Origin of the sequence: Pseudomonas sp. Wu6 (assembly GCF_019891515.1) — a bacterium.
Classification (GTDB): domain Bacteria; phylum Pseudomonadota; class Gammaproteobacteria; order Pseudomonadales; family Pseudomonadaceae; genus Aquipseudomonas; species Aquipseudomonas orientalis_A.
Window position 1 is genome coordinate 64,018 of the sequence record NZ_JAFLXH010000020.1, and the last position, 23,840, is coordinate 87,857.

At 58.1% G+C, this 23,840-nt stretch carries 23 protein-coding genes; 14 read left to right on the forward strand and 9 right to left on the reverse strand.

Annotation, left to right across the window (positions count from 1 at the left end; genetic code table 11):
* Positions 1–485 precede the first annotated feature (485 nt).
* The gene (locus J1G34_RS15400) at positions 486–1,235 is read right to left on the reverse strand and encodes a LexA family transcriptional regulator (RefSeq protein WP_170876040.1); all 750 of its coding nucleotides are present in this window, start codon (positions 1,233–1,235) and stop codon (positions 486–488) included.
* 255 nt (positions 1,236–1,490) lie between these two features.
* Here J1G34_RS15400 and J1G34_RS15405 point away from each other — a divergent pair, with 255 nt between their 5' ends.
* Genes J1G34_RS15405 through J1G34_RS15415 form a run of 3 tightly spaced genes read left to right on the forward strand, consistent with a single transcriptional unit; the run spans position 1,491 to position 3,047 of the window.
* Positions 1,491–1,979 (forward strand): Panacea domain-containing protein, encoded by a 489-nt coding sequence (locus J1G34_RS15405; RefSeq protein ID WP_065886011.1) that lies wholly within the window; start codon positions 1,491–1,493, stop codon positions 1,977–1,979.
* Positions 1,972–2,343: a hypothetical protein gene (locus tag J1G34_RS15410; RefSeq protein WP_065886010.1), complete on the forward strand. Its 372-nt coding sequence runs from the start codon at positions 1,972–1,974 to the stop codon at positions 2,341–2,343. Before J1G34_RS15405 ends, J1G34_RS15410 begins: the two co-directional genes overlap by 8 nt.
* 41 nt (positions 2,344–2,384) lie before the next feature.
* Complete coding sequence (locus J1G34_RS15415) at positions 2,385–3,047, forward strand: hypothetical protein (protein ID WP_065891916.1); 663 nt, start codon at positions 2,385–2,387, stop codon at positions 3,045–3,047.
* A gap of 108 nt (positions 3,048–3,155) precedes the next feature.
* On the opposite strand, the gene J1G34_RS15420 is transcribed toward J1G34_RS15415, so the two are convergent.
* Complete coding sequence (locus J1G34_RS15420) at positions 3,156–3,704, reverse strand: hypothetical protein (RefSeq protein WP_065891915.1); 549 nt, start codon at positions 3,702–3,704, stop codon at positions 3,156–3,158.
* 410 nt (positions 3,705–4,114) lie between these two features.
* Between J1G34_RS15420 and J1G34_RS15425 the strand changes: the two genes are divergently transcribed.
* From J1G34_RS15425 to fdxA, 3 genes are all read left to right on the forward strand, one after another.
* On the forward strand, positions 4,115–4,396 hold the full coding sequence (locus tag J1G34_RS15425) for a DUF3077 domain-containing protein (protein ID WP_222994297.1): 282 nt from the start codon (positions 4,115–4,117) through the stop codon (positions 4,394–4,396).
* Positions 4,397–4,581: 185 nt separating this feature from the next.
* On the forward strand, positions 4,582–7,173 hold the full coding sequence (gene mutS / locus J1G34_RS15430) for a DNA mismatch repair protein MutS (RefSeq protein WP_222994298.1): 2,592 nt from the start codon (positions 4,582–4,584) through the stop codon (positions 7,171–7,173).
* Positions 7,174–7,315: 142 nt separating this feature from the next.
* Positions 7,316–7,639, forward strand: a complete 324-nt coding sequence (gene fdxA, locus J1G34_RS15435; RefSeq protein ID WP_222994299.1) for a ferredoxin FdxA — start codon at positions 7,316–7,318, stop codon at positions 7,637–7,639.
* 461 nt (positions 7,640–8,100) lie between these two features.
* Here the strand turns inward: fdxA and apbC are convergent, their stop codons facing one another.
* A complete protein-coding gene (apbC, locus tag J1G34_RS15440; protein ID WP_065898205.1) occupies positions 8,101–9,195 on the reverse strand; it encodes an iron-sulfur cluster carrier protein ApbC in 1,095 nt (364 codons plus the stop codon).
* Between the two features lie 171 nt (positions 9,196–9,366).
* On the opposite strand from apbC, the gene metG reads away from it, so the two are divergent.
* The 4 genes from metG (at position 9,367) to J1G34_RS15460 (ending at position 13,490) form a co-directional block, all read left to right on the forward strand.
* On the forward strand, positions 9,367–11,418 hold the full coding sequence (gene metG, locus J1G34_RS15445; protein ID WP_222994300.1) for a methionine--tRNA ligase: 2,052 nt from the start codon (positions 9,367–9,369) through the stop codon (positions 11,416–11,418).
* Between the two features lie 87 nt (positions 11,419–11,505).
* Positions 11,506–12,492 carry an electron transport complex subunit RsxB gene (rsxB, locus tag J1G34_RS15450; protein WP_122560694.1) on the forward strand — a complete coding sequence of 329 codons (987 nt, stop codon included), beginning with the start codon at positions 11,506–11,508 and terminating at the stop codon, positions 12,490–12,492.
* 69 nt (positions 12,493–12,561) lie between these two features.
* On the forward strand, positions 12,562–13,200 hold the full coding sequence (gene nth / locus J1G34_RS15455) for an endonuclease III (RefSeq protein WP_065891910.1): 639 nt from the start codon (positions 12,562–12,564) through the stop codon (positions 13,198–13,200).
* 107 nt (positions 13,201–13,307) lie between these two features.
* Positions 13,308–13,490 (forward strand): PA3496 family putative envelope integrity protein, encoded by a 183-nt coding sequence (locus tag J1G34_RS15460; protein WP_065898208.1) that lies wholly within the window; start codon positions 13,308–13,310, stop codon positions 13,488–13,490.
* Positions 13,491–13,581: 91 nt separating this feature from the next.
* On the opposite strand, the gene J1G34_RS15465 is transcribed toward J1G34_RS15460, so the two are convergent.
* The 3 genes from J1G34_RS15465 to J1G34_RS15475 form a co-directional block, all read right to left on the reverse strand.
* Complete coding sequence (locus J1G34_RS15465) at positions 13,582–14,214, reverse strand: response regulator transcription factor (protein ID WP_003188986.1); 633 nt, start codon at positions 14,212–14,214, stop codon at positions 13,582–13,584.
* Positions 14,215–14,842: 628 nt separating this feature from the next.
* Positions 14,843–16,060: an argininosuccinate synthase gene (locus J1G34_RS15470; RefSeq protein WP_065886002.1), complete on the reverse strand. Its 1,218-nt coding sequence runs from the start codon at positions 16,058–16,060 to the stop codon at positions 14,843–14,845.
* A 129-nt stretch (positions 16,061–16,189) separates the two neighbouring features.
* The gene (locus J1G34_RS15475; protein ID WP_065886001.1) at positions 16,190–17,098 is read right to left on the reverse strand and encodes a flagellar protein MotY; all 909 of its coding nucleotides are present in this window, start codon (positions 17,096–17,098) and stop codon (positions 16,190–16,192) included.
* A 156-nt stretch (positions 17,099–17,254) separates the two neighbouring features.
* Between J1G34_RS15475 and pyrC the strand changes: the two genes are divergently transcribed.
* Both pyrC and rnt read left to right on the forward strand, forming a co-directional pair.
* Positions 17,255–18,301 carry a dihydroorotase gene (gene pyrC / locus J1G34_RS15480; protein ID WP_065886000.1) on the forward strand — a complete coding sequence of 349 codons (1,047 nt, stop codon included), beginning with the start codon at positions 17,255–17,257 and terminating at the stop codon, positions 18,299–18,301.
* Positions 18,298–18,972, forward strand: coding sequence for a ribonuclease T (gene rnt / locus J1G34_RS15485; protein ID WP_065885999.1), 675 nt, complete (start codon positions 18,298–18,300; stop codon positions 18,970–18,972). The genes pyrC and rnt overlap by 4 nt, the downstream gene beginning before the upstream one ends.
* Positions 18,973–19,230: 258 nt before the next feature.
* Here the strand turns inward: rnt and J1G34_RS15490 are convergent, their stop codons facing one another.
* Positions 19,231–19,833: a peroxiredoxin gene (locus J1G34_RS15490; RefSeq protein ID WP_057724790.1), complete on the reverse strand. Its 603-nt coding sequence runs from the start codon at positions 19,831–19,833 to the stop codon at positions 19,231–19,233.
* 244 nt (positions 19,834–20,077) lie between these two features.
* Here J1G34_RS15490 and J1G34_RS15495 point away from each other — a divergent pair, with 244 nt between their 5' ends.
* Both J1G34_RS15495 and bfr read left to right on the forward strand, forming a co-directional pair.
* Positions 20,078–20,296 carry a bacterioferritin-associated ferredoxin gene (locus tag J1G34_RS15495; RefSeq protein WP_083203330.1) on the forward strand — a complete coding sequence of 73 codons (219 nt, stop codon included), beginning with the start codon at positions 20,078–20,080 and terminating at the stop codon, positions 20,294–20,296.
* A 200-nt stretch (positions 20,297–20,496) separates the two neighbouring features.
* Positions 20,497–20,967 (forward strand): bacterioferritin, encoded by a 471-nt coding sequence (bfr, locus tag J1G34_RS15500; RefSeq protein ID WP_065891908.1) that lies wholly within the window; start codon positions 20,497–20,499, stop codon positions 20,965–20,967.
* Between the two features lie 68 nt (positions 20,968–21,035).
* On the opposite strand, the gene grxD is transcribed toward bfr, so the two are convergent.
* Complete coding sequence (gene grxD, locus J1G34_RS15505) at positions 21,036–21,374, reverse strand: Grx4 family monothiol glutaredoxin (RefSeq protein ID WP_027604591.1); 339 nt, start codon at positions 21,372–21,374, stop codon at positions 21,036–21,038.
* A gap of 99 nt (positions 21,375–21,473) precedes the next feature.
* Complete coding sequence (locus J1G34_RS15510) at positions 21,474–23,582, reverse strand: molybdopterin oxidoreductase family protein (RefSeq protein ID WP_065891907.1); 2,109 nt, start codon at positions 23,580–23,582, stop codon at positions 21,474–21,476.
* Positions 23,583–23,840 lie beyond the last annotated feature (258 nt).

Genomic DNA, 23,840 nt, shown 5'->3' on the forward strand with positions numbered 1-23,840 from the left:
CCTCGGACTTTCAGCGCTACTGGCGCGGTACGGTCCTTTCCTGAATGTTTTTCCGACCACGATCCCTGTCTGCCGGATAACTGCTTCTGGTGCTTTACGCTGCACACCCGGGTCAGTTGCCAACCCTCTGAACCGTTAAGGCCGGTTCATCGCTGCCTGTTTTTGAAGCTGGGTGAAACTAAAGAGCGTCGGCATCCTTGCCGGTGTTGCCTGGCATCCCTGCCACCGCTTCGATGGCGTCCTTGCCGATGTTGCGTGCCTTCCTTGTCTTCCTTGGCGGCATCCTTGCCGCCTCCACCAAGCCTTGTTGGCTGGCTTGAGATGAATAATATGCATGTATGCATATACAGTCAATGCATCAATGCATTTATTTTTCCTGCGAATATGCATTGGCGCATTCAAAGCCCTATGTGCTCGGGGTTTGGAGGTGTTCTGCAGGCGAAAAAAAACCCGCTCATGGGCGGGTTTCGTCTTACGCGATGAGGTTAGCGGGCGTACATCCCCCACCAGAAAACATGACCGAGGATGCTGATCTGCTCATCCTGAATATCCTGGAAGCTATAGTCTTCGTCCGGATGCTCATCTCGGTTGAAGCTGCGCAGGCGAATCCCGGAAGGCAGACGGTAGAGCTGTTTCACCCGGAGCTGGCCATTATGATTGATGGCATACAGGTCACCATCGACGATGTCGCCAATCCCGCTCTTGCCGGCATTGACCCCCACCGTCGCGCCATCGCGCAGCACCGGCAACATACTGTTGCCGCGCACCGTCACGCATTTGGCCTGATCGAACTGCACGCCGTTATGCCGAAGGCTGCGCTTTCCAAAGCGCAGGCTGGCTTTCTCACTTTCCTCGATGACGAATCTTCCTGATCCAGCAGCCAATTCAACCTCGCGCAGAAAGGGGATCGACACCTCGTCATCATTAACGGGCGTGTCGTCGTCCCACAGGCTTATGTCCTTGAGCTCCGAATGCATCGGGTCGCGCCCATCATCTCGCAAAGCACCCATACCGGCACCGGCGCGCCCACGCAGGTGATCGGTGCTGACGCGGAAATACTCGGCGATGCGAGAGATGTGTTTGTCCGACGGGTCAACGATCTTGCCGCTGAGGATCCGGGACAGTGTGGATTGAGGCACACCGGTGCGTCGGTGAAGCTCCGTGGGGGAGATCCGATCGCGATCCAGCAGCTCTTTCAAGACGATAGAAACGTTGCGTTTTTGCATAACGCGGATATTGACGGGAGTCTTGAAGGTTGGCAAATGCTAATTTGCATATTTATGCATTAAACACACAATTTTGTTTAGATTGAAACAAAATACTGTATATGCAAACAGTTAATTGCTTTCTATCATTCAGAACCGCTTGATATCGCCGCAGGGTAGCCTGATGCCACACCGAACTGATGGACAGACGCCCTTGCTTATCGACAATTCAGGGCCTATGTATAAGACTCTGGAACAACATGGCCAGCAACGACGGAGGTGCTCATGGCTTATTCAGCGCTAGCTGTCGCTAACGCCTTCATTGAACGCGCGAAGGAAGGCAAGCTTTCGGGCCTGACGCCCATGAAGCTGCAAAAACTGCTGTTCTACACGCAGTCCTGGCATCTGCGTGAACGGGATCAGCCGCTCATGGATGACCACTTCGCCCGCTGGCAATATGGCCCGGTCATCCCGTCGCTGTACCATGAGTTGAAATCCTACGGCAGCCGTCCGGTCACCTCGCTGCTCAGCAATTTGAAGCCGGACGACGAAGACATCATCTTCGTAACACCGAGGATTCCCGACAGTGACACCTATGCCCACCGCCTGATTGATCGGATCATCAGCAAATACGGCAAATGGTCAGGCACCCAACTGTCCAACCTTTCCCACGAGAACGGCACAGCCTGGGCGCTCAAGGGCGCCGACGGTTCCGCCATCGACTGGCAAGACATGGCAGCACTCATTCATCCCAAGAGTCGCATCCGTGAGTGAAGAACTCGACAGTCTGGAACTCACCCTACCCCCCGAGGCAGGACCTGACCAGGACTCACAAGCCGGTGGCGAGCAAGCCATAGGCACCGATGATGAAAGAAACCAGAACCTCAAAGACCAGAAGGCCGAACGGCAACTGCGCAAGAAATATGCGGGGCGTGCGTTCTGGTTTGCTGCCTGCGGAGTGATCTTCTGGGCGGTGCTGCTGGTGTGGAATGGGTGGTCGACGTATTACTCGGGTAAGGCGCCGTTCTCGGATAACGTGCTGATTGCCATCACCACGGCGACTTCAATCAATTTGTTTGCGGCGTTTCTTGGGGTGATCAGAGGGTTGTTTCCGGCAAGTGGGCGTAGATCCAGATAGCCTGTTGAACCGCGCGGTAATTCCAACTTTGAAGGATTAATATGCTGCGAAAAAGCCAGATCATCACTCTCCCGGCATTGATCGCATCGGTACTTTTACTCACAGGCTGTCCGCCACCTGCTGAATTCACACAGTGGCGGCGTACCTCCACGAACGTCGATGATGTTAAGGCTGCGATGGCGGAATGTGGTGACCCTGTAGGCGGCTCATTGACTCAATTACCCATAAATGAACAGGTACTCCAGTTTCAATGCATGCAACTTCTGGGTTTTAAGCGTAAAGACGGTTTTGAGTTCTGTGATGTCATGAAAGACACTCCGGCCTGCGTTGAAGCAAAAAAAGGTCGTCCACTAAGCGTGTCCGAGCTTGAGGCTTTGCCGTTTAAAGATGATGACGGTTTCTACCCGATAAAACCCGATTCTGGCCGGTTTGAAGACATGCAGGTCACCTGGCGTAAAGTAGGCGCATCGACGCACCACTCCGTGCAACTGGTCAACGATAAAGAAGCGCTACCGGTCATGTACGCCTGCGGATACCCAAAACCGCTGGGGTCGAACCTGGCCGTCGCCAGCATCGGGCGCACAGCCAAGGCACAACGCTGCATGATTGATCATGGTTTTGAACCGAAGAATAAAATGATTCTGGTCTGCCTGCCTTATCCCACCGTGACGGGTTGTAAAAATGGCGCTGGAGAGAATGAGTGATCAGAGCGATAAATCGCTGAGTTTATGGCGGTGTTACTGCTTGGTGATTTGGCGCGTACTGCTTTCAGGGCGCCCGGTAGCTAATCATTCAGAAACGCAGAAATAGACTTAGCTGAAGTCAAGCGACTCGAAAACTCCTCCCGTAGCCTCACCCGAGGAGATGCAGACTTTGAACGGATACCAGCAATCGTCTACATACCATCCCTCCCCTGTAATAATCCCATCCGCGAGCGAGACTTGGATATTTCTAATCCCGTCCAAAGACAGGCGCTCAGAGCACCAGACCTCAGCCTCGCCTTTAACAAGCCTGAGCCACAACCCATTTGAAACAAGAACACTGTCTAATTCTGGAATGCTGACCAAATACTCGATATCCCCACCGAAATGCTTCAAGAGAACGCCGCTACGAATGTCCACGATATAACCCTGACCACCGGCAACTATCATCACATGGAAAGTTGAACCCAGCTCCAGAACGCAACTGAAGCGGCAAAAACCCGGTTGAAAATTCCCCACCCAAGAAGGCATCGCCTCCGGCGAGAACCTGATGACGACTCCTTCACTATGGTGCCCTTGGCCGGTAGCGCTGAACTGTAAAGGAAGAGGTCCTTCGCCTGGTAGCCCAGCAAGAATCTGATACTTCAGGGTACTCGTCATAAGTTTCCGGGTTGCGAAATTCAAACTAGTCGAATCATGACATTACCTGCCACATCGTTCTAGGAGGCGTGATTTGCCAATGGTGCCTACTGGAGAAAAGTGGACGCATCTATTTCCAGGACACAATTTTCCCAGTTGCACCCTCCCTATCACCACGCTACCCTTCCATTCGTCGCTGCCAATTCAGCGATCGGGCCTGAGAACCCGGCAAGATGCAGGCGCAAAGCGCCCCCAAACCCGATCTGCAGGCGTTTTTTTTCGCCCATCATTTCGTGCAATGGCGGCTGTGCGTGGGAGACCTTCGGGTCTGCCGGGTTCCTGTATCTCCGGTTTCTCAGCCTGCGCACAGCTGCCACCCATTCGCCTGAGAACGAACGTGGTAGCTCTCACTTGATATGGGAGTTTTACCGATGACTGCTACAAATCCGCCTGCGTTAACCACCCTCGGCGTCACCCCCTTCTCCTTTCACTCCGACCAGCCTCTATTCCGCGTCAACAGCGGTGTTTCCCTGCAGGAAGCCTTGCATCACGCCTCCGATCTTCTCCATGTCGCCAAGCTGCTCGCAGAAGATGCGGCGATGACCAAGGAGACGGACCGTTACGCATGGGCGTCGCATTACTTGCAGGAGATGGTCAAGGCGGTGATTGATGATGTGGTGAAGGTGTTGGATTCCCCCAACAACATTCAGTAAGGGCCGATAAAAAGAAGGGGGCGGTGTATTTGAATGGACGCGCTGCGCCCTTCTTCTATTTCTACCTGGCCGTTTGCAACCTGCGAACCCCCGACCTCGCGTGTTAACCTTGCGCCCATTGCAACAAATGCTGGGCCAAGCGCCCCCTTTGCCCCATCACTTTCAACGAATTTGCCTACTACCCAATGAGTAAAAACACCTCCGATCTGTCCTCCCACACGCCAATGATGCAGCAGTATTGGCGCCTGAAAAACCAGCACCCTGATCAGTTGATGTTCTACCGCATGGGCGACTTCTACGAGATCTTCTACGAAGACGCGAAGAAGGCCGCCAAGCTGCTGGACATCACCCTGACCGCGCGCGGGCAGTCGGCGGGGCAGTCGATTCCGATGTGTGGGATTCCTTACCATTCATTGGAAGGTTATCTGGTCAAGTTGGTGAAGCTGGGCGAGTCGGTGGTGATCTGTGAGCAGATCGGCGACCCGGCCACCAGTAAGGGGCCGGTGGAACGGCAGGTGGTGCGCATTATTACGCCGGGCACGGTGAGTGATGAGGCGCTGCTGGATGAGCGGCGCGATAACCTGATCGCTGCGGTGTTGGGCGATGAGCGTCTGTTCGGCCTGTCGGTGCTGGATATCACCAGCGGCAATTTCAGCGTGCTGGAGATCAAGGGCTGGGAGAACCTGCTGGCGGAGCTGGAGCGTATCAATCCGGTGGAGTTGTTGATTCCGGATGATTGGCCCAAGGACTTGCCGGCAGAGAAGCGCCGTGGGACTAAACGTCGTGCGCCGTGGGATTTTGAGCGTGATTCGGCGCTGAAAAGTCTGTGCCAGCAGTTCTCGGTGCAGGACCTTAAAGGCTTCGGTTGCGAAACCCTGACCCTGGCCATCGGCGCTGCCGGCTGCCTGCTCAGCTACGCCAAGGAAACCCAGCGCACGGCCCTGCCGCACTTGCGCAGCCTGCGGCATGAGCGGCTGGACGATACCGTGGTACTGGATGGCGCCAGCCGTCGCAACCTGGAACTGGATACCAACCTGGCGGGCGGGCGTGACAACACGCTGCAATCGGTGGTCGACCGCTGCCAGACGGCCATGGGCAGCCGCTTGTTGACTCGTTGGCTGAATCGTCCGCTGCGGGATTTGACCGTCCTTCGAGCACGTCAGACTTCCATTACCTGTCTGCTCGACGGCTATCGCTTTGAAAAGCTGCAGCCGCAACTGAAGGAAATCGGCGATATCGAGCGCATCCTCGCGCGGATCGGCCTGCGTAATGCGCGGCCCCGTGACTTGGCGCGCCTGCGGGACGCGTTGAGCGCCCTGCCGCAACTGCAAGTGGCGATGACCGAACTGGACACGCCGCACCTGCAACAGCTTGCAGTCACCGCCGGCACTTACCCGGACCTCGCGGCGCTGCTGGAAAAGGCCATCATCGACAACCCGCCAGCGATCATCCGTGATGGCGGTGTGTTGAAAACCGGCTATGACAGCGAGCTGGATGAGCTGCAATCGCTGAGCGAAAACGCCGGCCAGTTCCTGATCGACCTGGAGGCCCGCGAAAAAGCCCGCACCGGGCTGGCCAACCTGAAGGTCGGCTACAACCGCGTGCATGGCTATTTTATTGAGCTGCCGAGCAAGCAGGCGGAGTCGGCGCCTATCGACTATCAACGTCGCCAGACGCTCAAGGGCGCCGAGCGCTTTATCACCCCGGAGCTCAAAGCGTTCGAAGACAAGGCATTGTCGGCCAAAAGCCGCGCCCTGGCGCGGGAAAAAATGCTCTACGAAGCCTTGCTCGAGGACTTGATCAGCCGCCTGGCGCCGCTGCAGGACACCGCCGCCGCCCTGGCGGAACTGGACGTGCTGAGCAACCTGGCCGAACGTGCGCTGAACCTGGACCTCAACTGCCCGCGCTTTGTCAGCGAGCCGTGCATGCGCATCGTGCAAGGGCGCCACCCGGTGGTGGAGCAGGTGTTGACCACACCGTTCGTCGCCAACGACCTGTCGCTGGACGAAGACACTCGCATGCTGGTGATTACCGGCCCGAACATGGGTGGTAAATCCACCTATATGCGCCAGACCGCGCTGATCGTGCTGCTGGCACACATTGGCAGCTTCGTGCCGGCGGCCAGTTGCGAGCTGTCCCTGGTGGACCGGATTTTCACCCGGATCGGTTCCAGCGACGACCTTGCCGGTGGGCGCTCGACGTTTATGGTGGAAATGAGCGAAACCGCGAACATCCTGCATAACGCCACCGACCGCAGCCTGGTGTTGATGGACGAAGTGGGTCGCGGCACCAGTACGTTTGACGGCCTGTCGCTGGCATGGGCGGCGGCCGAGCGTCTGGCACATTTGCGCGCCTATACGTTGTTTGCCACCCACTACTTCGAACTGACGGTGTTACCGGAAAGCGAGCCGCTGGTAGCCAACGTGCACCTCAATGCCACCGAGCACAACGAGCGCATCGTGTTCCTGCACCACGTGCTGCCGGGCCCGGCCAGCCAGAGTTATGGCTTGGCGGTCGCGCAGTTGGCCGGCGTGCCCAATGATGTCATCACTCGCGCCCGCGAGCACCTGAGCCGCCTGGAAACCACGGCCCTGCCCCATGAAACCGTGGTCGCCAGCCCTGCCAAGGCCAGCAGGAAACCCGCCGCGCCGCACCAGAGCGACCTGTTCGCCAGCCTACCCCATCCGGTACTCGATGAGCTGGCCAAGCTTGACCTGGACGACGTGACGCCGCGTAAAGCGCTCGAAATGTTATATGCACTGAAGACTCGGATATAACGCACACGCGTGCAAGCTGGTAGACTCTCGCGCGGTTTGGGATGCTGCGGGCTTTTAGCCTGGCCCGCAGACTATCGCTCCCGAACCTCGCGAGCCCTGCCACACAGGGTTTCGCTGCCGCCGCCTGAGGAGAAAATTAGAAATGACCTTCGTCGTCACCGACAACTGCATCAAGTGCAAGTACACCGACTGCGTAGAAGTGTGTCCGGTGGACTGCTTCTACGAAGGCCCGAACTTCCTGGTCATCCACCCGGACGAGTGCATTGACTGCGCCCTGTGTGAACCAGAATGCCCGGCTAACGCCATCTTCTCTGAGGATGAAGTACCTGCGGGTATGGAAAACTTCATTGAGTTGAATGCCGAGCTGGCGGATATCTGGCCGAACATCACGGAAAGAAAGGATGCTCTGCCCGATGCGGGAGAATGGGATGGCAAACCCGGCAAGATTGCAGACCTCGAACGCTGATAGCAGCGTCGTTGCCAAAAAAAAGGCCCCTTGCGGGCCTTTTTTGCGTTTTCGTGTAGCCGCTTTCACTTTTCTACAGGCGAAAAAAGGGGCGGTATGACCCGCCCACATTTTTTCCCTAGTCCCTTTAATCCTTTTCATCGTCCTGATGAATCGCATCCTGCGACATTCCTTCAAACCACCGTTCCTTGATGGCTGTGCCAATCCGTGGACACAGGGCTGATGTTAGAGCCTCCCAAGATAAGTTCAACGGGATCCAAACGGATGGAGACCAATCGGCGATGCTCGAGTGACATTAAATAATTGTTTTATTTCAAACAGTTAGAAATATCGCTCGCAGATTCGAGACGCTCATTCCCGGTAAAAAAACCGAATACCTACATGACGGTAAGCGAATGCTTACACGACTTATTGGGAAAAGAGCGTCACAAGCCTGTGCGGTACTGTTCCTACATCGCGATTCAGTCGTCGCTGACGGTGATCGTCGGCATCGCGGGACTGCTCGCCTCCTGCAGGACTATCCGCGCGCCCACATGGCGGGCCAGTTCCTGATACACCATGGCAATCTGGCCATCGGGCTCGGCAGCCACGGTGGGCTTGCCGCCATCGGCCTGTTCGCGGATGGACATCGACAGCGGCAACGAGGCCAGCAGTTCGACGCCGTATTGAGTCGCCAGCTTCTCGCCACCGCCCTCGCCGAAGAGATGTTCGGCATGACCACAGTTTGAGCAGATGTGCACCGCCATGTTTTCCACCACGCCCAGCACCGGAATGTTGACCTTACGGAACATCTCCACGCCTTTCTTCGCGTCCAGCAATGCCAGGTCCTGGGGCGTGGTGACGATCACCGAGCCGGCCACCGGGACTTTCTGCGCCAGGGTCAACTGGATATCGCCGGTACCGGGTGGCATGTCGATCACCAGGTAGTCCAGGTCGCCCCAGGCCGTCTGGGTAACCAATTGCAGCAGCGCCCCGGAAACCATCGGCCCGCGCCAGACCATGGGCGTGTTGTCATCGGTCAGGAACGCCATGGACATCACTTCCACGCCCAGGGACTCGATCGGCACAAACCACTTCTGGTCCTTGACCTTGGGTCGTGTGCCTTCGGCAATGCCGAACATCACACCCTGGCTCGGGCCATAGATATCGGCGTCGAGGATGCCCACGCGGGCACCTTCACGGGCCAGGGCCAGGGCCAGGTTGGCGGCGGTGGTGGATTTACCCACCCCGCCCTTGCCCGATGCCACGGCGATCACGTTCTTGACGTTGGCCAGGCCAGGGATCTGTGCCTGGGCCTTGTGCGAGGCGATCACACATCGGATGTCGACCTTGGCCGAGCGCACGCCGTCGAGGCCTTCGATGGCCATTTGCAGCATCTGCGCCCAGCCGTTTTTGAACAGGCCGGCGGCGTAGCCCAGCTCCAGCTGGACCGATACCTGGTCAGCCTGTACCTCGATGGCCCGCACACAGCCGGCACTGACCGGGTCCTGGTTCAAATAGGGGTCGGTGTACTGGCGAAGGACGGCTTCCACCGCTGCGCGATTGACGGCGCTCATGGGCAACTCCCGAAAAAGACTGACTGAAACAGGCGGCTATCCTAACCGTTCCAGGCCACCAGCGGCATGCTTTCGCAGGATCGGAAGATGCTGAAACAGCACCACGGGGTGAAATAAATTTCCCGGCGCTTTATAGTGGCCGACCTCCGTTTCATCAAGTAGCCGAGCCCCATGTCCGAGCCACGCAAGATCCTCGTCACCAGCGCCCTGCCCTATGCCAATGGTTCCATCCATCTTGGCCATATGCTTGAGTACATCCAGACCGATATGTGGGTGCGCTTCCAGAAGCATCGCGGCAATCAATGCATCTATGTCTGCGCGGACGACGCCCACGGTTCGGCCATCATGTTGCGCGCCGAAAAGGAAGGCATCACCCCGGAACAACTGATCGCCAATGTGCAGGCTGAACACAGCGCCGACTTTGCCGAGTTCCTGGTGGAGTTCGACAACTTCCATTCGACCCACTCCGATGAAAATCGTGAGCTTTCGAGCCAGATCTACCTGCGGTTGAAAGACGCCGGGCACATTGCCACGCGTTCGATCACCCAGTATTTCGACCCGGAAAAGAAAATGTTCCTGGCCGATCGCTTCATCAAGGGCACCTGCCCGAAATGCGGCACCGACGACCAGTACGGCGACAACTGTGAGAAATGCGGTGCCACCTATGCACCCACCGACCTGAAGAATCCGAAGTCGGCCATCTCCGGCGCTACCCCGGTACTCAAGGATTCCCAGCACTTCTTCTTCAAACTCCCGGATTTCCAGCAGATGCTGCAGACCTGGACCCGCAGCGGCACCTTGCAGGATGCCGTGGCCAACAAGATCGCCGAATGGCTGGATGCCGGCCTGCAACAGTGGGATATTTCCCGCGATGCGCCGTACTTCGGCTTTGAAATTCCGGGCGAGCCGGGCAAGTACTTCTATGTCTGGCTGGACGCGCCGATCGGCTACATGGCCAGCTTCAAGAACCTTTGCGACCGCACACCGGCGCTGGACTTCGATGCGTTCTGGGGCAAGGATTCCACTGCCGAGCTGTACCACTTCATCGGCAAGGACATCGTCAACTTCCACGCGCTGTTCTGGCCGGCGATGCTCGAAGGTTCGGGCTACCGCAAGCCGACCGGCATTGCCGTGCACGGCTACCTGACGGTGAACGGGCAGAAGATGTCCAAGTCCCGCGGCACCTTCATCAAGGCGCGCACCTACCTGGACCATCTGTCGCCGGAATATTTGCGTTACTACTATGCGTCCAAGCTGGGCCGTGGCGTCGACGACCTCGACCTGAACCTGGAAGACTTCATTCAGAAGGTCAACTCGGACCTGGTCGGCAAAGTGGTCAATATCGCCAGCCGTTGTGCCGGTTTTATCCACAAGGGCAATGCGGGTGTGCTGGTCGCTGAAAACGCCGCGCCGGAACTGACCGATGCCTTCCTGGCCGCCGCGCCGAGTATCGCCGACGCCTATGAAGCCCGCGACTTTGCCCGCGCCATGCGCGAAATCATGGGCCTGGCCGACCGCGCCAACGCCTGGATTGCCGACAAGGCGCCATGGTCGCTGAACAAGCAGGAAGGCAAGGAAGCTGAGGTCCAGGCGATCTGCGCCACCGGCGTCAATCTGTTCCGTCAATTGGTGATCTTCCTCAAGCCGGTGCTGCCGCTGCTGGCCGCCGATGCAGAGGCGTTCCTCAACGTCGCGCCGCTGACCTGGAACGACCACGCCACGCTGCTCGGCAACCATCAGTTGAACGCGTTCAAGCCATTGATGACCCGCATCGACCCGGTGAAAGTCCAGGCCATGACCGACGCCTCGAAAGAAGACTTGGTCGCCAGCCAGACCGATACCGGCTCGACCGCGCCAGCCGATAACAGCGAGTTGGCCAAAGACCCTATTTCCGAGGAAATCGAGTTCGACGCTTTCGCCGCCGTGGACCTGCGGGTTGCACTGATCGTCAAGGCCGAAGCCGTGGAAGGCGCCGACAAGCTGTTGCGCCTGACCCTGGATCTGGGCGGCGAGCAACGCAATGTGTTCTCCGGCATCAAGAGCGCTTACCCGGACCCGTCCAAGCTCGATGGTCGCCTGACCATGATGATCGCCAACCTCAAGCCACGAAAAATGAAATTCGGTATCTCTGAAGGCATGGTGATGGCGGCCGGTCCTGGCGGCGCAGAAATCTATCTGCTCAGCCCGGACAGCGGCGCCAAGCCAGGTCAACGCATCAAGTAACCCCTGCAGGATGCCCCGGCGTTTCGACGTTGGGGCTTTTCAGCCCGCCTGCATCGGCGGGCCGGGCGTCAACGCAATGATCAAAGCATGAACCTGATTCAACGTATCGACGCGCTGCTACCGCAGACTCAATGCGGCAAGTGCGGGCACCCGGGCTGCAAGCCTTACGCCGAAGGCATCGCTGACGGCGAGGCGATCAACAAGTGCCCGCCCGGAGGCCAGGAAACCATCGCCGGGCTTGCGCAATTGCTGCGCGTGCCGGTGCTGGCCCTGGATACGAGCCGCGGCGACGCGCCGGCCCAGATCGCCTACATCCGTGAGGCTGAATGCATCGGTTGCACCAAATGCATCCAGGCTTGCCCGGTGGACGCCATCATTGGCGCCGCCAAGTTGATGCACACGGTCATCATCGACGAGTGCACCGGTTGCGACCTGTGCGTCGCGCCCTGCCCTGTCGACTGCATCGAGATGCGCCCACTTGCTGAAGTCCTGCCGATTGCGGGCGACCTGGCGCGCAGCGATGACGAGCGGCGCGAACGTGGCCTTAAACGCGACCGGGCACGTCGGCGTTTCGAACAGCGCAACGCACGCCTGCAACGTGAGCAAGCCTGCAAACACGCCGAACGCGTGGCCCGGGCCAAGCGCATTGCGCCCGTGGCAGCGGCATCAGCCGATAGCCATCAGGCCGCTCAGGATGCAGCAATCAAGCAAGCCAAAATCAGTGTCGCCATGAGCCGTGCGCAGTTGCACAAATCCCTGAAGGCGTTTGGTCACCCCCCGACCTTTGAGCAACAGTCGCAATTGATTGCCCTGCAAAGGCAGTTCGAAGCCTCGGAGCAGGCGCTTGCCGCGCTGGAGGTCAACGTCCCGCCACCGCTGCCTACAAGCAAAAGCGCTGAACTCAAGCGCGCGAAGATCCAACTGGCAATGCGCCGGGCAGCATTGAAAAAGGCCCAGGATCAACAGGCTGACGAACAGCAACTGGCACACTTGAGTGCCGCGCTGGACGCCGCCGAGCAGACGCTGCATGACGCCCAGGCCACTTGCGACGCCAGCGCCAACGGTAACGCCTGACCCACAACCGACGCTGCGTTGTGTATTGCTACAATTACGTCGACAGCCTGCAAGGAAACGTCCCTCCCTATGAACGCTGCAAAACGCCTGGAAATTTTCCGCAGGTTTCACGAAGACAATCCGGAACCCAAGACCGAACTGGCCTACTCCTCGCCGTTCGAGCTGCTGATCGCAGTGATCCTGTCGGCCCAATCCACAGATGTCGGCGTCAATAAGGCCACAGCCAAGCTGTTTCCGGTGGCCAATACGCCGGAGACGATTTATGCCCTGGGTGTGGAAGGGTTATCGGCGTACATCAAGACTATCGGCTTGTACAACAGCAAGGCCAAGAACGTGATCGAGACGTGCCGCCTGCTCATGGAACTGCACGCCAGCGAAGTACCGCAAACCCGCGAAGCCCTCGAAGCATTACCCGGCGTGGGCCGCAAGACCGCCAATGTTGTACTCAATACGGCGTTCCGGCAGCTCACCATGGCGGTGGATACGCATATTTTTCGCGTCAGCAACCGCACCGGCATCGCTCGCGGAAAAAATGTGGTGGAGGTCGAGAAACAGCTGATGAAGTTCGTGCCCAAGCCCTATCTGCTCGATTCCCATCACTGGCTGATTCTTCACGGGCGCTATGTTTGCCAGGCGCGCAAGCCTCGGTGCGGCAGTTGTCGGATCGAAGATCTATGTGAATACAAGGACAAGACCTCCGACGATTGAGGGTTGTCGGGTTTTGCCTATGAATCGATTGAAAAAATCTTTTTTACGCGTCCGTGGTTTATCGCTATAAGGAGCGCCAATGGCAGTCTTAGCCTGGAGTGAACCTTATGAGCACTGGCAAAGAACAACTGGAAGTAGATGACGAACCGGTGGAGCTGGAAGACGATGAGGCGCCAGCGCCTGTCCCGGAGGTGGCCAAGACCAATTTGAGCAAACGCCTGATTATCGACAACCTTCTGGAAGAGCGACGCTTGCAAAAACAATTGGCCGATTACGACTTCGACCTCTGACCATCCGGCAGCCAGCCGGAAGCCTCCCTGACGGAGGCTTTTTTGTGCCGGATTTTACAGCGGTGTCAGAAGGGTGAACGCCCCCTCCTCCTCACACCAAGCCATTGCGCTGGGCCAGCTCTATCAGGTCGACCAGTGACCGGGCATTGAGCTTCAGCAGCAGGCGCGTCTTATAGGTGCTGACGGTCTTGTTGCTCAGGAACATACCGTCGGCAATCTCCTTGTTGGTTTTGCCACGGGCCAGCTGTTGCAGCACCATCATCTCCCGCCCCGATAAACGTTCGACCATGTCAGCCTCACTGGCGTTGCCCATGGTGGACCGCACCGAGTTGAGCGCCTGGTTCGGGAAGTAGCTGTAGCCGGAAAGCACCGCCTTGATGGCGCTCAACAACTCGGTCAGGTCCTGTTGCTTGCACACGTAGCCGGCGGCACCGGCCTGCATGCAACGCATGGAAAAATGACCAGGTGCCTGGGACGTCAGCACCAGCACCTTGAACGACACGGCTTGCTTGGTCGAGGCCAGCCGGCAAATAACTTCAAGGCCATCGAGTTTGGGGATTCCAATATCCAATATGACAATATCCGGCATATGTTCCCGCGCAAGTTGCAGCGCATCGACACCGTTATCAGTCTCGGCAACAACCTCATAACCATGACGCTCCATTAGCATGCGCACAGCTAGCCGAATGACGGGATGATCATCCACGATCAGCACTTTATTCATGAGAAAGTCCAATTTCGCTGTTCGAATTATTTAGAGAAAGCACAATAGCCTAGTCGCCTGCTAGTTGGCATAGCGTGCCCCCCCGAGCAACAGCAGGCAGAGACCCAACCCACAACAAGAAAGGAATTAGCCTACAAAAATTCGCCAACTTTAGTGTATTGGGCTTTATGGAACCCTTCAGACCTTTCCCTGCTCGTACATATTTTGAGTGAAATATCCTCATCCCGAGGCCTATGCCGTAAACGTTGCGCACAGCGCTCTCAGGAAATACCCCTTGCTTACCGTTGCGGCTTATACAAAGGGCTGAAAAAACCCCGTCAGCTTCAGTTCCATTTAACATATTTATATACATCCAATTTTCCTACAGAAAATTCCACAAATTACAGATCCTTTGCGCCTATATGAGTGAATTTTCTGTAAGACATGGTTCCTGTCTAGATGTAAAAAACCTTTCCGTAGGAGAGTAGATTTCTGAAACTGAAAAAATCTCGAAAGACTTGAATAAAACGCTTAAACACATACCAAACATTTTTAAACGTTGCTCACACCTGATTAATGTTTGTATGGGTATATTCAGAGCAAAAAAAAGCCCCTTGCATAAGGGGCCTTTTTCACAACAAGCAAACACTCAGAACAACTTGCGTCCCTTGTTGGCCGCGATGCGCATGCGCAAGGCGTTCAACTTGATGAAGCCGGCCGCGTCCGCCTGGTTGTAGGCACCGCCATCTTCCTCGAAGGTCGCGATGTTGGCGTCAAACAGTGACTCATCGGACTTGCGACCGGTCACGATCACATTGCCCTTGTACAGCTTCAGGCGCACCACGCCGTTCACGTGGGCCTGGGAGGCGTCGATCATCTGCTGCAGCATCAGGCGCTCAGGGCTCCACCAATAGCCGGTATAAATCAGGCTGGCATACTTGGGCATCAGCTCATCTTTGAGGTGGGCCACTTCACGGTCCAGGGTAATGGACTCGATGGCGCGGTGAGCACGCAACATGATGGTGCCGCCCGGTGTTTCGTAGCAGCCACGGGACTTCATGCCGACGTAACGGTTCTCGACGATGTCGAGACGACCGATGCCGTGTTCGCCCCCGATACGGTTCAGGGTCGCCAGCACGGTGGCGGGTGTCATCTCGACACCATCCAGCGCGACGATGTCACCGTTGCGGTAGGTCAGTTCCAGATACTGCGGCTTGTCTGGAGCATTCTCCGGGGAGACGGTCCATTTCCACATGTCTTCTTCGTGTTCGGTCCAGGTGTCTTCCAGCACGCCGCCTTCATAGGAAATGTGCAGCAAGTTGGCATCCATCGAGTACGGAGACTTCTTCTTGCCGTGACGCTCGATCGGGATCGCGTGCTTTTCAGCGTAATCCATCAGCTTTTCACGGGACAGCAGGTCCCATTCACGCCAAGGCGCAATCACTTTCACGCCGGGCTTGAGGGCGTAGGCGCCCAGTTCGAAACGCACCTGGTCGTTGCCCTTGCCGGTGGCGCCATGGGAAATGGCATCGGCGCCGGTTTCGTTGGCGATTTCGATCAGGCGCTTGGCGATCAGCGGACGTGCAATGGAGGTGCCGAGCAGGTACTCGCCTTCATAGACGGTGTTGGCGCGAAACATCGGATAAACGAAATCGCGGACGAACTCTTCGCGCAGGTCGTCAATGTAGATCTCTTTCACGCCCATGGCTTGCGCCTTGGCACGTGCAGGTTCGACCTCTTCGCCCTGACCCAGGTCAGCGGTGAATGTCACCACTTCACAGTTATAAGTATCCTGCAGCCACTTGAGGATCACCGAAGTGTCCAGGCCGCCGGAATACGCGAGAACGACCTTGTTTACGTCGGCCATGCCATCACTCCACGGGGTTGTACGGAAAGGCAACGATTCTACCGATCAAAACCGCGAATTTACAGGGGCGCGACAGCAAATGAAGATAAAGCGACAGATTGTGTCGAACGAGCGACCGATGACCGCGCCTTACGAGGTCGCAGCAGGGTTGCTCGGAGTTGCGGCCTGGGGTGCCGGTTTCTCGGGCGCCGCCACGCGTTCGAGCTGCACGTTGACCCGACGGTTGCGCGCTCGATTGGCGGCGTTGGTGTTGGGCGCCAAGGGGTAGCTTTCACCATGGAAACGCATCGTGATCTGGGATTCCGGGATGCCGTTGGCCTTGAAGTAGTCCACTACCGCCAAGGCACGGCGTCGTGAAACATCACGGTTGGTCAGGCGGTTGCCGCTGTTATCCGAATGGCCGTTCAGCTCGATGTGGTTGACCGTAGGGTCGGCTTTCATGAACGCGACAATGACCGACAGTTTCTTCCGGGCCGCTGCATCCAGTTCGATGCCACCACCGGGGAAACCGACTTCCGTCTGTTTAACCTGATCGTAGTTCATCGGCAACAGCTTGGTAGTACACAACTGATAGTCGTTGTAGGCCTTGGAGAATTTCACCGGCAGCAGGCGAATTTCCGAATAACCGCCTTCGCGTCCGTAGTGCCGCACGGTCGGGCTGCGGCCTTCGAGCAAACCGGTGAACAGACGCCCGGCCTGGGCCTGGGAGCTGTTGAACAGTACATCACCACTGCCGACGCGTACCGCACCGAGGTTGATGTCACCGCGACCCGGTTGCCAGGGCGCGGCGGCGGCCAGCAACGTGGCGGAGCCGGCACCGAGCGAACCACTGTAGGCTTTCAGGCGAAAGGTCGCCTGCTCGCCCGCCCGGCGCACAAACTCACCCGAGCCGAAATCAGTGATCGGCTGGGTCAGGCGGCACTCGAACTGATCGCCCTCCACTTTCCACTCAATATTCTCCAGGCGTGTCTGGAACGTGAGGGCCATCGCGGGCAGGCTGGCGAACACACTGAGCAGGGCTAGATAATGCTGGCGCACGGGAGGCTCCACTGGTTTCTACAACACTTCAAGGCGTCATACATCGTTAAGGCATACCCAGTGCTATCGGTTGCATCCTGCAAAACTTGATAGCGAGTGCCTGCACGAGTCTTTTCCGGTAGCATTCCCACCAGATTGACCCGCCTGGAATCCCCAATGTCCGACCGCCTGACCCTGCTGCGTCCCGACGACTGGCATATACATCTTCGTGATGGTGCTGTGTTACCCCACACCGTGGCCGATGTCGCGCGCACCTTTGGACGCGCCATCATCATGCCTAACCTGGTACCTCCGGTGCGTAACGCCGAGCAAGCCGATGCCTATCGCCAGCGTATCCTCGCTGCACGACCGGCCGGCAGCCGCTTCGAACCGCTGATGGTGCTCTACCTCACCGACCGCACCCAGCCTTCGGAGATTCGCGAGGCCAAGGCCAGCGGTTTCGTGCACGCCGCCAAGCTGTACCCGGCCGGCGCGACCACCAACTCCGACTCCGGCGTGACCAGCATCGACAAGATACTGCCGGCCATCGAAGCCATGGCCGACGTGGGCATGCCGCTGTTGATCCACGGTGAAGTCACCCGTGGCGATGTCGACGTGTTCGATCGCGAAAAGATCTTCATCGACGAACATATGCGCCGCGTGGTCGAGCTGTTCCCGACCCTCAAGGTGGTGTTCGAACACATCACCACCGCAGACGCCGTGCAGTTCGTCACCGAGGCTTCGGCCAACGTCGGCGCGACCATCACCGCACACCACCTGTTGTACAACCGCAATCACATGTTGGTGGGCGGTATTCGGCCGCACTTCTATTGCCTGCCGATCCTCAAGCGCAACACCCACCAGGTGGCGTTGCTGGATGCCGCGACCAGCGGCAACCCGAAGTTCTTCCTCGGCACCGATTCCGCGCCCCACGCCCAGCACGCCAAGGAAGCCGCCTGCGGTTGCGCGGGATGCTACACCGCGTTTGCCGCCATCGAGCTGTACGCTGAAGCGTTCGAACAACGCAACGCCCTGGACAAGCTTGAAGGTTTCGCCAGCCTCAACGGCCCCCGCTTCTATGGCCTGCCGGCCAATACCGACCGCATCACCCTGGTTCGTGAAGACTGGACCGCCCCCGCCAGCCTGCCGTTTGGCGAGCTGACCGTTATCCCGCTGCGCGCCGGTGAAACACTGCGCTGGCGCCTGCTGGAGGAAAGCAAGTGAGTGAAGACCATTACGATGAAGACCAGGAACATGGCGGTGGCGGCGGTTCGCGCCACCCGATGGCCGAGCGTTTCCGCGGCTACCTGCCTGTCGTCATCGATGTAGAAACCGGCGGTTTCAATTGCGCCACCGACGCGTTGCTGGAAATTGCCGCGACCACCATCGGCATGGACGAGCAGGGCTTCGTGTACCCGGATCACACCCACTTCTTCCGCGTCGAGCCGTTTGAAGGGGCCAACATCGAAGCAGCGGCCCTGGAGTTCACCGGCATCAAGCTCGATCACCCGCTGCGCATGGCGGTGAGTGAAGAAGCGGCGCTGACCGACATCTTCCGTGGCGTGCGCAAGGCGCTGAAGGCCAACGGCTGCAAGCGCGCGATCCTGGTGGGGCACAACAGCAGTTTCGACCTGGGCTTCCTGAACGCCGCCGTGGCGCGGCTGGACATGAAACGCAACCCGTTTCATCCGTTCTCCAGTTTCGACACCGCCACGCTCGCCGGCCTGGCCTATGGCCAGACCGTGCTGGCGAAAGCCTGCCAGGCCGCCGGTATCGACTTTGACGGCCGCGAAGCTCATTCGGCGCGCTACGACACCGAAAAGACCGCCGAGCTGTTCTGCGGCATCGTCAATCGCTGGAAACAGATGGGTGGCTGGGAAGACTTCAGCGACTGAGACTCGTCCCGCCAGGTCTGTAGGAGCGAGCTTGCTCGCGAAAAACGTCAACGATAACGCGTGCTTGCTGAATGAACGCGGTGCCTGTGAGTTTTTCGCGAGCAAGCTCGCTCCTACATGGCATTGGGGCTTGCGGCGTGTCAGTGACGTATTTATGGGCTGATACTGCGCAATCACGCGCAAGTCGAATCGTCGCACCGCACCGCCCATAAAAAAACCGGCCCTCACAGGCCGGTTTTTTTCTACCTTGAATCCGGCTTACAGCTTGCCGGCGTTCTCGGTCAGGTAAGCCGCCACACCTTCGGTGGAAGCGGTCATGCCTTTGTCGCCTTTTTTCCAGTTGGCAGGGCAGACTTCGCCGTGCTCTTCGTGGAATTGCAGCGCGTCGACCAGACGAATCAGCTCTTCCATGTTACGGCCCAGCGGCAGGTCGTTGATGATCTGCGAGCGCACAACGCCCTTGTCGTCGATCAGGAACGCGCCACGGAAAGCCACACCGCCTTCGGACTCTACGTCGTAGGCCTTGGCGATATCGTGCTTCATATCGGCAGCCATGGTGTATTTGACTTTACCGATGCCGCCATCGTTGATGGCTGTGTTGCGCCAGGCATTGTGGGTGAAGTGGGAGTCGATGGAAACGGCGACCACTTCAACGTTGCGTGCCTTGAAATCGTCCATGCGGTGATCCAGAGCGATCAGCTCGGATGGGCAGACAAAGGTGAAGTCCAGCGGGTAGAAGAACACCAGGCCGTATTTGCCTTTGATGGCTTCAGACAGTTTGAAGCTGTCTACGATTTCGCCATTGCCGAGGACGGCAGGTACGTCGAAATCCGGGGCTTGTTTGCCGACGAGTACGCTCATTGGATATCTCCTGATGAAGGGGTGACGATTGAAGTAACAGGACCAGCGTCGAGTCTGCCGTGTAGTGGCGACAGACCTGTGACGCGGTCACGCTTCGTGAAGACCGACCATCATACACCGAAAAAACCGTTCGTCAGCGCGCAGGCAATACCCAAGGGACAGTCGACGAAACTATTTTGACAATCATTCTCGTTAACATTAAGATCCATCGCACTTAAGCCCTAAACCCGCGACGGTTCTCATTATGTATGTGTGCCTCTGTACTGGCGTCACCGACGGACAAATCCGCGAAGCAATCTATGAAGGTTGCTGCAGCTACAAGGAAGTGCGTGAAACCACCGGCGTTGCCAGCCAGTGTGGAAAATGTGCATGCCTCGCCAAGCAAGTGGTACGGGAAACCCTTACGCAGTTGCAGACAGCCCAGGCTGCGGCACCGTATTCAGTAGAATTTACACACGCTTAAATAGGCGTGTTTTAAAGAACCGGACCCTGTGTCCGGTTTTTTTATGCCTGAAATTCAATTAGTTAGCGTCAAGACGCGGAACACAAACATTCTTATTCCGATTAATTTTCATTTATTATTCAATAACTTAGGTTTGACACCGGGATTGTCGCCGCTCAAACTCCGCCCATACACAGCTATTACAGGGCAGGACCCCAGTCATGAAAGGCGACATCTCAGTCATCCAGCAACTCAACAAAATCCTTGCCAATGAACTGGTCGCGATCAATCAGTACTTTCTGCATGCACGCATGTACGACGATTGGGGCCTGGAAAAGCTGGGCAAGCGCGAATACAAAGAATCGATCAAGGCCATGAAAGACGCCGATGCGCTGATCAAACGCATCCTGTTCCTGGAAGGCCTGCCGAATGTGCAGGACCTGGGCAAGCTGAATATCGGCGAGCACACCCAGGAAATGATCAGCAGCGACCTGGGCTTTGAACGCAAGAGCCACAGCGACCTCAAGGCCGCCATCGCTCACTGCGAAGCCACGGGCGACTATGGCAGCCGCGAATTGCTGGAAGATATCCTTGAAGATCAGGAAGAACACATCGACTGGCTGGAAACCCAACTGGGCCTGATCGACAAAGTCAGCCTGGAAAACTACCTGCAATCGCAGATGGGCGAATAACCCCAAGCGTTCAGGTACAAAAAAGCCCCGCTCTCTGATGAGAAGCGGGGCTTTTTATTGCAGGCCAATCAAGCGTCGGTCTTGGCCGCCGCGTTTGCTGCTGCGTCTTTGATCAGCGCCTGCAACGAGCCATCAGCTGCCATTTCAGTGATGATGTCGCTACCGCCGACCAGTTCACCGGCTACCCACAGCTGCGGGAACGTCGGCCAGTTGGCGTACTTTGGCAGGTTCGCGCGGATTTCAGGGTTTTGCAGAATATCCACGTAAGCGAACTTCTCGCCACACTGCATCACAGCCTGGGAAGCCTTCGCGGAAAAACCGCACTGGGGAGCGTTTGGCGCGCCTTTCATGTAAAGCAGAATGGTGTTGTTGGCAATCTGCTCTTTGATCGTTTCGATGATATCCATGGAACACCTCTGCAGGAACTTTGCGACTCACGGGTCGGCACGGTGCCGCATTGTAACGCAAAAAACCTGCTGGATGCTCGGGCGCGCCGACAGCCAACCTCAAGCTGCCGAAACGTTCACCGGTACGCCGTTGAGCGCCGCATTGCCCGACAGCTCGTCCAATTGCCGCTCGTCGGTCAAGTCGTTGGCACTCGCCCCTGGCTGGCCGCTGGCGATGCTCATCTGCACACCCGGGCGCCCGTGCCCCCAGCCGTGGGGCAGGCTGACCACGCCTGGCATCATGTCGGTGCTGGCCACCACCTCGATTTCGACCATGCCGATGCGCGAACTGACCCGCACCCGCTGACCGTCGCTCAATTGCCGACTGGCAAGGTCGTCGGGGTGCATCAGCAGTTGGTGGCGCGGCTTGCCCTTCACCAGTCGGTGATAGTTATGCATCCAGGAATTATTACTGCGCACATGGCGACGGCCAATCAGCAGCAGTTCGTCAGCCGCCGGTTGCGGTTGCGCGGCAAAGCGCGCCAGGTCAGCCAGGATCACCGCCGGCGCCGCCTGCACCTTGCCGTCGACGGTTTTCAGCCGCTCGGCCAGGTTGGGCTTGAGCGGCCCCAGGTCAACACCATGGGGATGATCGGCCAGCATCGCCACTGACAGCTTGTGCGCAGAGGCATCGCCGTAAGTCCCGGCGCGCAGTCCAAAGTCGATCATCTGCGCGGGCGGCATCGTCGGTTTGAGCACCACGCCGGTATGCGCCGCAAACGCCTTGGCCAGGCCGACGAAAATTTCCCAGTCGTGCAGCGCACCGTCAGGCTTGGGCAGGATCGCGCGGTTGAAGCGCGTGACATTGCGCACCGCGAACATATTGAAGGTGGTGTCGTAGTGATCATTCTCCAATGCCGATGTGGACGGCAGGATCAGGTCGGCATAGCGCGTGGTCTCGTTGATGTAGAGGTCGACACTGACCATGAACTCCAACCCCTCCAGCGCCTGCTCCAGCTGACGGCCGTTGGGCGTCGACAGTACCGGGTTGCCGGCCACCGTCACCAGGGCGCGGATTTGCCCCTCACCTTCGGTGAGCATTTCCTCGGCCAAGGCAGACACCGGCAGCTCGCCGCCGTATTCAGGCCGCCCGGATACGCGGCTTTGCCAGCGGTTGAAATGCCCGCCTCCGGTCGACGCCACCAGGTCCACCGCCGGCGTGGTACACAAGGCGCCGCCCACGCGGTCCAGATTGCCGGTGACCAGATTGATCAACTGCACCAGCCAATGACACAGCGTGCCGAATGCCTGGGTCGAGACGCCCATGCGCCCGTAACACACCGCCTTGTCCGCTGCGGCGAAGTCACGCGCCAACTGGCGGATCTGTTCGGCAGGCACCGCGCACTGACGGCTCATGGCCTCGGCGGTGAACCCGGCGATCGCCTGGCGCACACTTTGCAGCCCCTCAACCGGCAAATGGCTGTCGCGGGTCAACCCTTCTGCAAACAGCGTGTTGAGCAGCCCGAACAACAAGGCCGCATCGCCGCCGGGGCGCACGAACAGATGCTGATCGGCAATCGCCGCCGTTTCACTGCGGCGCGGGTCGACGACCACCACTTTTCCACCCCGGGCCTGAATCGCCTTGAGGCGCTTCTCAACATCGGGCACGGTCATGATGCTGCCATTGGAGGCGAGCGGGTTACCACCCAGGATCAACATGAAGTCGGTGTGGTCGATGTCCGGAATGGGCAGCAACAGGCCATGGCCGTACATCAGGTGACTGGAGAGGTGATGGGGCAGTTGGTCCACCGAGGTTGCGGAGTAGCGGTTACGGGTCTTCAGCAGGCCAAGAAAGTAGTTGCTGTGGGTCATCAACCCGTAGTTGTGCACGCTGGGGTTGCCTTGATACACCGCCACCGCATTCTGCCCATGCCTGGCCTGGATGCCCGCAAGGCGTTCGGCGACCAGCGCAAACGCGTCTTCCCACGGGATCGGTTGCCACTCGCTGCCCACGCGCAACATGGGCTGGTGCAGGCGGTCCGGATCATTCTGGATATCCTGCAATGCCACGGCTTTGGGACAGATGTGCCCGCGACTGAACGTGTCCAGCGGGTCACCCTTGATTGAGGTGATCGACAGGCCGCCGTCGTCGTCTCGGGTGGTTTCCAGGGTCAGGCCGCAGATGGCTTCGCACAGGTGGCAGGCACGGTGATGGAGAGTCTTGGTCATGGCCAGTCTCTTTTATAAGGGCTTTGTTCAACTATGGGCCGCACCTACGCGGTGCGCCAGCAACGTTCGCGCGGTGAATCGGCGGCTATAGGCCAGGGCATGGCTAAACGTGAGCAAATGTTTCAGAAACCTCCTGCAAGCGCCGTAAACCGACGCAACACGCGCCACAGGCGCCCCTGCGCATTGCCAAAGGTCTCGGGGCCAGTGTACAAATGGGCCGCTGCTGTCAGGAAACCGTCTTCAAACGCGCTTCGGCGC